This is a genomic window from Thermostichus sp. MS-CIW-25, assembly GCF_054060015.1.
In genome coordinates, this window is sequence record NZ_JBSSCS010000031.1 from 1 (window position 1) to 12,017 (window position 12,017).

Below are 12,017 nucleotides of genomic sequence, written 5' to 3' on the forward strand. Positions count from 1 at the left end.
CTACGGCCCGCTGCCGCGATGAGCACCGCTGCTGTGGAGGGGCAACCTGACACGGTAAGTGCTGTCGCAGAACCAGGAACCAGAATCCCCTGCCTAAAGGCAGGGGAGTATGACAATTGTGAGATAATGGTAAAGCTGCGCTTTCTGTGCAGCCTCTGGTTCTAATCAGTTCTATCTGGCCAATTAGGGGATAGTATGCTGCACACACTATCTGGCCAATTAGGGGATAGGTCTCCAGCTCTGATCGGGATCCACTGTATCCTGGAGCTTTACGACTGCCCGGCCAAACTTTTGGATGATGCCTCCCTGGTGCAACAGGCTTTGCGGGAGGCAGCGAGACGCTCCAACTCCACCTTTTTGGGAGAGCTGTGCCATCCATTTGAGCCACAGGGGATTACAGCCCTCGCTCTTTTGGGGGAATCCCACATCTCCATTCACACCTGGCCCGAAGCGGGCTACGCGGCGGTGGATGTGTTCACCTGTGGTCGCCACACCCGACCGGAAGCGGCCTGTGAATATCTGATCGACGTGTTTCAAGCGCGACGATATTCCCTGCGCAAGGTGCCCCGCCGCACCGCGCAACCGACACTCCTGGAAGAGGCCCCAGACTCGGCTGAGGTGCTCACCTGTGAAGCGACCCGACGAAGGCGCTGAGATCTTCGCCAATCGCAGCTTTTTCCAAACTGTCATGGGGGCCATCTGTAGGCTGGGTGGGATCCGATTCACCCCAGAGGTCAGTCTATGTTGCTGGAAAAAGCTGTAGCGAGGTGCTTATGAGCAGCCCGAGAAGTTTCTTCTGGGTTCAGGAGTACTTTACCCCTTGGGACTACACCGCCCGTGCCGTCACGCGCATCTTGGCCTACCGAAAAACCCCTTTCCAGGAGATGCTGATCGCCGAGACGGGGGCCTTCGGCAAGGGTCTGATGCTGGATGGGCATTGGCAATCCACTACCGTGGATGAGTTTCTGTACCACGAGGCTTTGGTTCATCCAGCTATGGTGCAGGTTGTCCAAGCGGGCGGGATCCCCCGGCGGGTACTGGTGTTGGGGGGGGCAGAAGGGGCAACGCTGCGGGAGGTGCTGCGTTGGCGCTCGGTGGAGCAGGTGGTGATGGTGGACATCGATGGGGAGGTGGTGGCCGCCTGCCGAGAGCACCTGCCGGAAATGCACCAGGGATCCTTTGAAGATCCGCGGGTGGAGGTGGTGATTGCCGATGCCTTGGATTTTCTCCAGGAAACAGGCCCCATTTGGGATGTGATCCTTTCCGATCTTTCCGATCCCATTGAGTCCGGCCCTGCCTACCGCCTCTTCACCCAGGAGTTTTTCCGCCAGATTCGCTCCAAGTTGCAGCCAGATGGGGCTTTCACCATCCAAGCCGGGCCGACGGGGCCGGTTGAGCTTCATCAACACACCCGCATTGTTCGCACCCTGAAAACGGTGTTTGCCGCCGTGCAGCCCTACGCCATCTATGCCCCCACCTACGGTGGCCCGCTGGGTTTTGCCCTGGCAGCTCAGGATCCCATCTCCCCCAGGCCAGAACCGGAGCAGATCGACCAGATTCTGAGCCAACAGTTGGATCCCGAGCGAGGGGCACTGCAATTCATCGATGGCATCACCCTTCTGGGCCTCTACCAAGTCCCAGCTCACCTGCGCCGTGCCATTGCCGCCGAGACCACGGTTTATACCCTGGACAACCCGCCTCGCATCGAATAAGGGGCTATCCAGCACCCCGAAGGGATCCCAGGAGAGTTTGTCTTTGGTGCCATAACTTGGTAGATTCGTCAGCAGCCGAATTTTGCTTCCCTGATGAAAGTCCTGGTTATTGGTGGTGACGGATACTGTGGCTGGGCGACAGCCCTGCACCTATCCAACAGGGGTTATGAGGTGGCCATTCTCGATTCCTACGTCCGCCGCCTCTGGGATCTGCAACTGGGGGTTTCTACCCTGACCCCCATTGCCCAGCTAGAGCAACGGGTGGATCGCTGGAAGGGGCTAACCGGCAAGGACATTCCCATCTTTGTCTGCGACGTTACCAACTACGAAGCCCTGATCTCCTGCATGCGCCGCTTCCCGCCGGAGGCCATTGTTCACTTTGGCGAGCAGCGCTCTGCCCCTTACTCGATGATCAGCCGCGAACACGCGGTAATGACCCAGGTGAACAACGTGGTGGGCACCTTGAACATCCTCTACGCCATCAAAGAGGAATTTCCCGATTGCCACCTGGTGAAGCTGGGCACCATGGGTGAGTATGGCACCCCCAACATCGACATTGAGGAGGGGTACATCACCATCGAGCACAATGGCCGCAAGGATACCCTGCCCTATCCCAAGCAGCCGGGATCCATGTATCACCTCTCCAAAGTACACGACAGCCACAACATCCACTTCGCCTGCCGCGTCTGGGGCCTGCGGGCCACCGACCTCAACCAAGGAGTGGTGTACGGCGTGCTCACAGAAGAAACCGGCATGGACGAGGTGCTGATCAACCGTCTCGATTACGATGGCGTATTCGGCACAGCTCTGAACCGCTTCTGCATTCAAGCGGCCGTGGGCCATCCGCTGACAGTGTATGGCAAGGGCGGCCAGACCCGCGGTTTCCTGGATATCCGCGACACGGTGCGCTGCGTGGAGCTGGCCATTGCTCACCCTGCCGAGCCGGGCCAATTCCGGGTGATGAACCAGTTCACAGAGCAATTTAGTGTTGAGCAACTGGCGTTGCTGGTGCAAAAGGCGGGAGCCACCATGGGCCTGAAGGTGGAAATCAACCACCTGGAGAACCCCCGCGTCGAGCTGGAAGAGCACTACTACAACGCCAAAAACACCAAGCTCCTAGACCTGGGCCTCCAGCCCCACTATCTGTCCGATTCCCTCTTGGATTCGCTGCTCAACTTTGCTCTCAAGTACAAGGATCGGGTGGATGTGCGGCAGATTTTACCCAAGGTGAAGTGGAAAGGTTAACTCTCCAGGCAAGCTTGGGCCAGGCTCAGCCAGCCGCGCGCCAGGTTGTCCAGGTTATAGCCGCCTTCCAAGCCGAAGAGGGTTTTGCGGGTCACCTGCTCCAGGCAAAGGCGGGCCATGCGGCCAAAGTCTTCCGGCTCTAGCTGCATACCGGCCAGGGGATCCCCTTTGGCACAGTCGAAGCCGGCGCTCACCAGCAGCAAATCCGGCTGGAACGCTTGCAAGAACGGCAAGATCTTCTCGTCGAGGGCCTTTTTGTAGGCCAACCAATCCGAGCCGGCAGGCAAAGGCACGTTGCAGAGGTTGCCGTGGATCCCGGTTTCGCGAGCGGAGCCGGTGCCGGGGTAGAGGGGAAACTGATGGATGGAGGCATAGGCCAGTTGGGGATAGCGCTCCACCACCGCCTGCGTGCCGTTGCCGTGGTGAACATCCCAATCGAAAATCGCCACCCGCTTCACCCCCGGCTGATCCAGCGCCCACAGCGCCGCAATGGCCGCGTTGCTGAATAAACAAAACCCCATTGCCCGTTCTGGCTCTGCGTGATGCCCAGGTGGACGGCACAGCACCAGCGCTGGCTGAGCGGTGGTCAAAACCGAGGCAGAGCCGGCCACCCAAGCCCCCACAGCCAGGCGCGCCGCTTCAAAACTTCTCTCCGAGAGAGCAGTGTCGGCATCAATGTGTCCCCCACCTGCTGTTGCCAACTCAGCCACCTGTTGGATGTGCTGACGCGAGTGTACTCGCTCCAGCTCTGCCAGCTCCGCCAAGGGGGGATCCCGCCATTCCAACTGGTTGGCAAAAGGGGCACCACGCAGCGCCTTAACAATGGACTGCAAGCGAGCCGGACGCTCGGGGTGAAATGGCCCAGTATCGTGGCTGAGGAAAATATCAGAATAGTAAACAGGCAACATGGGCAGAGGCAACAAGCTAAGGCAACGCCTTTGCAGTGTAGCTTAAGCCCGCCCCCTCTATCCGTAGAAGACCTCTGACATGGATCCCGCATAGGGGTCAAGGCCAAAAGAGGCTTGTTGGAGTTTTTGATTGACCACATCCCGCACTACCGACCGCAGCAATTCCAGCTCAGAGGAATTGAGTTGATCGCGGCTGGGACACTCATCGGCAGCCAGCCACATGTAGATGGCGGGGACCCGGTTTAGGATCTGCTGCATCATCGCTTCCCGCTCCCTAGCGTCATAAAACACCTGTTGATGGGGGTGCTCAGTGGAGAGGATAGTTTCCAGTTCTCCCAATGCCAGGTACTCGACGATATTAACCAACATCTTTTCCATGATGAATGTCCCTCCTAAAAATCCCTGTCGCTCTTAAAAACAGACATTAAACAAAAAACGCTGCTTCCCCATCTTCCTCCGCTGCTTTTGGCACCGGATTTTGCCTACAGGCCGACCATTTAAGCCGGTTGCAGTTAAGTCTGCCGTCGGGAAGAAGTTGCGGTTTCGTTCGTAAGATCCTCTTGTGCAGCCAATCCTTGCCTCCTCTATTCGCCTCGTTTGCCTTTCCACTTGCCGCTGAAAGCAGCCAATAGGAGCCATCAGCAGCTGGAAAATCTTTTTGCTGGTATTCAGTACCAACGAAGAATTATCAGCGTTCAAGAGAAACAAGGTAGAGCGTTTAACAAAGACTATAGAAACTCGACTGCAAAAGGCAGGAAGATCTTACTCAGCTATTTGTCATTCACTACCCTAACACGTGACTGTGTAAGAAATTGCGGGAATATTAAGAAACTTACATATTTCTTGACAATTGACTAAAACTTCTGTCTGTCAAGGAGGCCCTGGAAGGCAGTTAAAGAGTTGTAAAGAGCAACTCTTCCCTTGGCTCCAAGCTCTGAAGAACTGCCAAATCCAGGAATCCAAAACAAATAGATTTAGCCTGCTATGGGCAGATCGACTCGCTGAGCCTGGATCCAGAAAGACTCTAGGTCATAGTAGTCCCTTTCCTGTTGCATAATCACATGGACAATGAGATCGGCATAGTCGATCAGTATCCAAGAGGCCGATTCCTGCCCTTCGATGCGGCGCGGAGTTTGTTTCCACTCGTCCCAAACCTTTTCCTCAATTGCTCGGGCAATGGCGCGGACTTGCGTAAGCGAGTAGCCGCTGACCAGAAGAAAGTAATCTGCCAAAGTGGAGACTTGGGATACATCCAGCAGAACGATATCGCCACCTTTTTTCTCTTCTGCCGCGCGAGCTGCACTCAGCGCCATGCAATAGATGGGATCCCCAGCAGGGGCAGGCATGAGATGTAGCAACTAAAACCCTCCTGAAACGACTGAGTTAACCTAGGACACCGCTTTTTCTAAAGGATGTAACAAAAAATGATTCCGAGTCATGAGTGTGCGCGGATGAACCACCTGATTCCGGTCTAGCAAAAATTTTAGGCTCAAGTCACATACTCCCACTACGGTTTTAGACAAATCTACAAAAGCCATCTGCCGCAACCGCTCCAATTCTGGGCTGTTGCCCCGATTCGGCTCCAGGGCATCGGCCACGAAAACCACGCAACTGAGCGGATCCATGCCGGGCTGCCCTAGCGTGTGGTTGGCAATGGCCGCCAAAATCTCCGGGTCCTGTACCTGAAACTGCTCCCGCGCCACCAGGGATCCCACCTCAGCGTGCAGGATGTGAGGTTCGGCCCGCTCAATTTCATCCAGCTCCCGTTCCTGAGCCACCCTTTGCAACAGTTGCTCCGGCGGGAAAGCCTTGGCCAAGTCGTGCATCAGCCCTGCCCAAGCAGCTTTCTGCTCATCCAGCCCGTAGTGGGCCGCCAGCTGTCGGGCCATCCCCTCTACCCCCAAGATATGGCGGAGGCGAGGAGGAGACACCCGCTCCTGTAGCCAGGCCAACACCTCTTCCCGCCCCAGTTGAGTGCCCATGGCCCTAATCATTTTGCAACTTCAGCACGGCCATAAACGCTTCTTGGGGCACATCCACCGTTCCCACCGCCTTCATGCGTTTTTTCCCCTCTTTTTGTTTTTCCAAAAGCTTGCGTTTGCGGGTCACATCTCCTCCGTAGCATTTGGCCAAGACGTTTTTGCGCAGGGCTGGTATGGTTTCACGAGCAATCACTTTAGAGCCAATTGCTGCCTGAATGGGCACTTCAAATTGATGGCGTGGGATCAGCTCCCGTAACTTGGCCACTAGGGAACGGCCTACATAAAAAGCTTTGTCCCGATGCACAATTGTGGATAGAGAATCCACCACATCGCCGTTGATCAAAATGTCCAAACGCACCAAATCATCGGCGCGATAGCCAATCATTTGGTAGTCCATGCTGGCATAACCACGAGTGCGTGATTTCAATTGGTCGAAAAAGTCGGTGACCACTTCCGCCAGGGGCAGCTCATACACCAGCGTAGTCCGACCCTGCGCCAGATATTTCATGTCTTTAAAAGTGCCGCGTTTGGTCTCACACAGCTCCATCACGGTACCGACAAATTCCTCAGGAAGAATCACCTCTACCCTGACAATCGGCTCCTCAATGCTGGTGCGCTCGTTGGGGGGAGGCAGCTTGCTGGGATTGTCCACCCGAATCACAGAGCCGTTGTTGAGGGTAACTTGGTACACCACCGTCGGAGCTGTGATCACCAGATCGAGATTGTACTCCCGCTCTAGGCGTTCCTGAACCACCTCCATGTGCAGCAGGCCCAGAAAACCACAGCGGAAGCCGAAGCCCATGGCGCTGGAAATTTCTGGCTCAAAGTACAGGGCAGCATCGTTGAGCTTGAGCTTTTCCAGAGCCTCTTTGAGTTCGGCGTACTGATCGGAGCTGCTGGGGAACAGGCCACAAAACACCATCGGCTTGGCTTCTTTGTAGCCGGGCAGGGGCTCAGGAGCTTTGCGATTCACCAGGGTGATGGTGTCCCCAACACGGGCGTGTTCCACGCTCTTGATGGCGGCGGCCATGTAGCCCACCTCGCCCGCATGTAGGGCATCCACCGGCTCTTGGTTGGGACGCATCACCCCCAGCTCGGTAATCTCGTATTCTCGGCCAGAGGCCATAAAGCAAATCTTGTCCCCCGTTTTCACCTCCCCGTCCATGATGCGCACATAGACGATCACGCCGCGATAGGCGTCGTAGTAGCTATCGAAAATCAAGGCCCGCAGGGGCTCCGCCACTGTATCCCGTGGGGGCGGCACCCGCTGCACAATGGCCTCCAGAATCTCTTGAATGCCAATACCCACCTTGGCAGAGGCCAGGATTGCCCCGCTGCAGTCGAGGCCGATTACCTGCTCAATCTCCTCAATCACCCGCTCCGGCTCGGCCCCCGGCAGGTCGATTTTGTTGATCACCGGAATAATTTCCAGGTTGTTCTCCAGGGCCAGGTAGACGTTGGCCAGGGTTTGGGCCTCCACCCCTTGAGAGGCATCCACCACCAGCAGCGCCCCTTCACAGGCGGCCAGGGAGCGGGAGACTTCGTAGGTGAAGTCCACATGCCCCGGCGTGTCGATCAGGTTCAAAACATAGTCTTGGCCGTCTTGGGCACGGTAGTTCATGCGGGCCGCCTGCAGCTTGATGGTAATGCCCCGTTCCCGCTCCAGTTCCATGCTGTCCAGCAGTTGTGGCTTCATCTCGCGGGCTGAAACGGTGCCCGTTTCCTGCAGGAGGCGATCGGCGAGGGTGGATTTGCCGTGGTCGATGTGGGCGATGATGGAAAAGTTGCGAATACGGGAGACAGGAACGCCGGTCATAAAAACCTGATCAGGGCAAAGATTTTTTACAATGCTAGCCTCTCTGCTCCCCTGCCTGAACTGAGGTTGCCCAGAAGTTGGCTGCCAAGGGGAGAAGACACAGCCCTTCTGCCGGACACCAGAGCACCCTACTGGAATTGGCCGGGACAGCTCCTTTCCGGCAGCGCTGACTAGAGCCGGTACAACAGACGTGCCGCTTGTGTGGCAGGGATGGGATCCGTGAAGATGGAAAAAGCCAGAACGAACTTAGGCGGTGTTGTCGCCAGCTCGCCAGGAGGCTATGGGTCTGACCCGACGGCAGAGGAAGCAGTCCAGAACCCTGCCCAAAGCACTACTTGTCTAACTTCTCAATGTAGGGGCGAATGTCATTGAGGTCGATGTAGCGGTCGGTGGCGTTGCGCAGCTCGCGGGCGATCATCCCTTCGGTGGAGACAACTGTAATCAGCGTGTTTTTGGAACGCAACAGCTCGACGGCCCGCTCAAAATCTCCATCGCCGCTAAATAGAATGATCCTATCGTACTGGCCAACGGTGTTGAACATATCGATTACTATTTCGATATCCAGATTTGCTTTTTGGGAGTACCGACCGGAGTCTTCATCTCGATATTCTTTGAGGATCTTGGTGCGCACAGTGAAGCCCATGCTGATCAGAGCGTCTCGAAAAGCCCTCTGATCATGGGGATCCTTGATGCCGGTGTACCAAAAGGCGTTGACCAATTCAACATTCGGCTGTGATCTAACAAAATAATCCAGCACCCGGCGTGGGTCAAAAAACCAGCCATTTTTCTGTTGAGCATAAAACATATTATTGCCATCAATAAAGATGGAAACCCGAGTGACGGGATGATGGTAAAACATAAAGCTTTTCCGAAAAAAGTAAGGTGAACTGGTCAGAAAAAGAGGATGAAAACGAGGTCACTGACTTTCCACAAGAGCCATTTGGGCAGCCAGCACCTTGCTGACACCAATCTCTCATCATAGCCAAAGGTGGGATCCCTTTCTCAAGAATTAACTCTGGGGAGAGGCACCCCTGTAAACCAAAGCGGGTTCCGGTTGCCGCAGGGCATAGCTGGATCCCGGTCGATCGGCTTGGCTAACGTACAGCTCCGCCAATTGTCGAGCCAGGTTACGGATGCGCCCAATGTAGAGGGTGCGCTCGGCTACAGCAATGACACCACGAGCGTCGAGCAGGTTAAAGGTGTGGGAGCACTTGAGCACATAGTCGTAGGCGGGCAGGAGCAGAGACACGGCCAACCGATCCGGCAACACCTGTTTCTGCAGTTTCTGTTGGGTGGTTTCGATCAAACGCTTGGCCTCGGCTTCGTAGAGCCGGAACAATTCCAGTAGCATCTCCGGATCGGAATACTCGAAGTTGTAATAAGATTGCTCGACCTCATTTTGGAAATAGATTTGTCCATAGGTAATCCGTCCCAGAGAAGGATGCTCATTCCAGCAGAGATCGAAAACCGAATCCACCCCCTGCAGATACATGGCCAGGCGCTCTAGCCCATAGGTAATTTCTACAGAAACCGGGCGACAATCTTGTCCGCCCACCTGCTGAAAGTAGGTGAACTGGGTTACTTCCATGCCGTCCAGCCACACTTCCCAGCCCACGCCCCAAGCTCCCAAGGTGGGAGATTCCCAATCATCTTCCACAAAGCGAATATCGTGCTCTGCCGGATTCACGCCCAGAGCTTGCAGGCTATCCAGGTACACATCTTGAATGTCATCGGGGGAGGGCTTGATCAACACTTGGTATTGAAAATAGTGCTGCAGGCGATTGGGGTTTTGACCGTAGCGTCCATCGGTGGGGCGGCGACAGGGTTCGACATAGGCCACTCGCCAGGGATCCGGCCCCAAGGCGCGCAAAAACGTGTGGGGGCTCATGGTGCCGGCGCCTTTTTCCAGGTCGTAGGGTTGCAGGATCAAGCAGCCCTGCTCCCCCCAAAACTGTTGCAGGCGAAAGATCAAGTCTTGAAAGGTGTGGGCTGACATGGCAAGGGTTGGGCAGAGATAGAGCAACCCCTATCCTACCAATCTGCTCTCCTCAGTCGAGCGGCTCTTCTTGATCGACTGGATCCGAGTAGTCCCACTCGATGGGGGGCATTTGGTCGAAGGCTTGTTTGAGGGCGCTTTCCCACAGTTTGCGCATCTTGGCCAGGTAGGGATCCCCGGTGCGCAGGCGCAGACGGTGGGTGACCTTGAACTGATCCGCTTGCACCATCACCAAATCGATGGGGGGGCCGACGGAGATGTTGGATTTCATGGTGGAGTCGATGGAGAGGAGAGCGCATTTGGCCGCATCTGCTAGCGAGGTTTCGTAGGAGAGGGTGCGATCCAGGATGGGTTTGCCGTATTTGGTTTCCCCCACCTGCAAAAAAGGGGTTTCCGGGGTGGCCTGGATGCAGTTGCCCTGGCTGTAGATCAAAAAAAGGGCTGGCTCTTCGCCTCGGATCTGTCCCCCCAGCAACAGGCTGCACTGGGCGTCGATGCCGTCTTTTTCCAGCCAGGGCCGGTCTTGCTCCTGGATGTAACGAATTTTGGATCCCAGGTAGCGGGCCACGTCGTAGAGGTGGGGAAAGGTGTGGAGATTGGTACTTTCCGGTTGGCGCAGATCCCGCTGCACTTCGGTCAAAACGCCCTGGGTGATGGACAGGTTGCCGGAGGTGCAGATCAAGATCACCCGCTCTTCGGGCACGGAAAAATCGAACAGCTTTTGGTAGGTGGAGACGTAGTCCACCCCGGCGTTGGTGCGGGAATCTGCCGCCATCACCAAGCCAAAGCGGGTGATGATGCCAAGGCAGTAGGTCATGAGGACGACGCGGCTCGGCTCTCTGATTGTAGAGGCGATTGTAGAGGTTCAGGGGAAAGCAAATCCGATTTTGTGGCGGATTTCCTCTCGCAGGCGGGCGGTGATCGAGGCTTCGTCCAAATCGGCCAAAATCTGGGCTATGGCGGCTTTGGGGCCCTCTGGCCCCCAACTGGCTCCCTGGGCCAGGTAGCGGCGGGCGGACTCGCCGATGGCATAGCAGGAAAACCCGGCCAACACCGCCTGCGTCAGGGCCACGGAACCGTAGGCCCCCAGAGAGAATCCTCCCAGCAAGGTTTTCAGGGATCCCAGGCCCAACAGCGCCACCCACTCGCCGGCGCCCAGGCTGAGCATGCTGAGGATGATCTTCTGCAGCAGTTGTGTGGCTCCTGCAGTGCTCATGGGCCAGCCGTACAGGCGGGCCAGGCGCAGGATCAGGGTGACATCGATGGCCAGCCCTCCCAAGGTATCGAGCAGGGTGATGGGGTTGAGGGCAACCGCCAGCGCTTTGGTGCGGGCGGCTGAGGCGATGAGGTCTTGGGCTTGCTGGGCACGGGTTTGCAGCTTGCGCTCAATTACCTGCTGGTTAACCCGATCGGCAAACAGGAGGGCATTCAAGGCCAGCAGCGAACGCCCCTCCCGATGCAGGACTTCCAGGATTTTCTGGCGCAGCTCATCCACCTGCGGGGATCCCACTTCCATCTGGGCAGCAAAGCTCCCATCCGGCCTTTGCACCAGGCGGGGTACGCGAGGGGAGGCCGCCACCATGACGATCTCGTTGGGAGAAAGGAGCTGCCGCACCCGTTCGTTGCGGATCTTGTCGTAAATGGCCTGGCGATCTGCCTCTGGGTACTGGTCGATCTTGTTGAACACCAGCAGCATAGGCTTGCCCGCCTCCCGCAGGGTGGCCAGAGCCTCAAACTCCACCCGCGTCAGATCCCCGCAGACGACAAACAGGATCAGATCCGCTCGCTGCGCCACTTCTTGGGCCAGCCGCGCCCGCTCTTCGCCATCCACTTCATCGAGGCCGGGGGTGTCGATCAGCTCCAGACGGGATCCCTGCCAATGGGCGACCTGTACCGACTGCACCGAGGAAGGGGGGAGGCGGGATCCCTGCAGGGATGTGCCAGAGAAGGAGGACTGGGGGCGGGTTTCCCAGCTGATGTTCCAAGTTGCCGCTTGCTGGGTACGGGTGATGCCATGGGTGGGCCCCGTCTCAAAGACTGGCTCGCCCAGCAGGGCATTGAGCAGGGAAGACTTGCCTCGCCCCACCAGACCAAAGGCGGCGATGTGGATGACCTCGGTTTCCAGCTTGTCCAAGAGCGCTTGCAAGCTCTCCAACTCCCCTTCTAAGCCCGCGACCTCTTGGGGGCGCAGATCCAGTTGGGCTACCCACTGGCGCAGGCTGCGCTTGGCTTGTTGGTAGTTGAGGTCATCTTGCAAGGTGTTGCGGCGAGCCATAGCCGTAGCGCTCAATAGCGGTAGGAAGCAGCCCTTAAAAGACTCCACTTTGCTCTCGGGATCGGCAGGCTTCCCCACCGGAC

At 56.9% G+C, this 12,017-nt stretch carries 12 protein-coding genes; 3 read left to right on the forward strand and 9 right to left on the reverse strand.

Translation table 11 applies throughout. The features are described 5' to 3' along the window. Positions 1–195 precede the first annotated feature (195 nt). The 3 genes from speD to ACVWZ1_RS10845 all read left to right on the forward strand — a co-directional run bounded on the left by speD (position 196) and on the right by ACVWZ1_RS10845 (position 2,957). A complete protein-coding gene (gene speD / locus ACVWZ1_RS10835) occupies positions 196–654 on the forward strand; it encodes an adenosylmethionine decarboxylase (protein WP_414328672.1) in 459 nt (152 codons plus the stop codon). A gap of 119 nt (positions 655–773) precedes the next feature. Further along, positions 774–1,712: a fused MFS/spermidine synthase gene (locus ACVWZ1_RS10840; RefSeq protein ID WP_414356308.1), complete on the forward strand. Its 939-nt coding sequence runs from the start codon at positions 774–776 to the stop codon at positions 1,710–1,712. Between the two features lie 93 nt (positions 1,713–1,805). Then, positions 1,806–2,957, forward strand: coding sequence for an NAD-dependent epimerase/dehydratase family protein (locus ACVWZ1_RS10845; protein WP_011431731.1), 1,152 nt, complete (start codon positions 1,806–1,808; stop codon positions 2,955–2,957). Here the strand turns inward: ACVWZ1_RS10845 and ACVWZ1_RS10850 are convergent. From ACVWZ1_RS10850 to ACVWZ1_RS10890, 9 genes are all read right to left on the reverse strand, one after another. After that, positions 2,954–3,865 (reverse strand): histone deacetylase family protein, encoded by a 912-nt coding sequence (locus ACVWZ1_RS10850; RefSeq protein WP_457439437.1) that lies wholly within the window; start codon positions 3,863–3,865, stop codon positions 2,954–2,956. The genes ACVWZ1_RS10845 and ACVWZ1_RS10850 overlap by 4 nt on opposite strands. A 57-nt stretch (positions 3,866–3,922) precedes the next feature. Beyond that, on the reverse strand, positions 3,923–4,243 hold the full coding sequence (locus ACVWZ1_RS10855; protein ID WP_011431733.1) for a hypothetical protein: 321 nt from the start codon (positions 4,241–4,243) through the stop codon (positions 3,923–3,925). A 596-nt stretch (positions 4,244–4,839) separates the two neighbouring features. Beyond that, a complete protein-coding gene (rsfS, locus tag ACVWZ1_RS10860; protein WP_011431734.1) occupies positions 4,840–5,211 on the reverse strand; it encodes a ribosome silencing factor in 372 nt (123 codons plus the stop codon). A gap of 42 nt (positions 5,212–5,253) precedes the next feature. Beyond that, a complete protein-coding gene (yqeK, locus tag ACVWZ1_RS10865; RefSeq protein ID WP_457503363.1) occupies positions 5,254–5,859 on the reverse strand; it encodes a bis(5'-nucleosyl)-tetraphosphatase (symmetrical) YqeK in 606 nt (201 codons plus the stop codon). Next, a complete protein-coding gene (gene lepA, locus ACVWZ1_RS10870) occupies positions 5,852–7,663 on the reverse strand; it encodes a translation elongation factor 4 (RefSeq protein WP_457503364.1) in 1,812 nt (603 codons plus the stop codon). The genes yqeK and lepA overlap by 8 nt, the downstream gene beginning before the upstream one ends. A 331-nt stretch (positions 7,664–7,994) precedes the next feature. Next, positions 7,995–8,522, reverse strand: a complete 528-nt coding sequence (locus tag ACVWZ1_RS10875; protein ID WP_011431737.1) for a low amplitude/bright protein LabA — start codon at positions 8,520–8,522, stop codon at positions 7,995–7,997. A 150-nt stretch (positions 8,523–8,672) separates the two neighbouring features. After that, positions 8,673–9,659 (reverse strand): glycine--tRNA ligase subunit alpha, encoded by a 987-nt coding sequence (gene glyQ / locus ACVWZ1_RS10880; RefSeq protein ID WP_414356301.1) that lies wholly within the window; start codon positions 9,657–9,659, stop codon positions 8,673–8,675. Between the two features lie 52 nt (positions 9,660–9,711). Beyond that, positions 9,712–10,476 carry a peptidase gene (locus ACVWZ1_RS10885; protein ID WP_414356300.1) on the reverse strand — a complete coding sequence of 255 codons (765 nt, stop codon included), beginning with the start codon at positions 10,474–10,476 and terminating at the stop codon, positions 9,712–9,714. 48 nt (positions 10,477–10,524) lie between these two features. Next, positions 10,525–11,934, reverse strand: coding sequence for a DUF697 domain-containing protein (locus ACVWZ1_RS10890; RefSeq protein ID WP_457503371.1), 1,410 nt, complete (start codon positions 11,932–11,934; stop codon positions 10,525–10,527). Between the last annotated feature and the right edge of the window lie 83 nt (positions 11,935–12,017).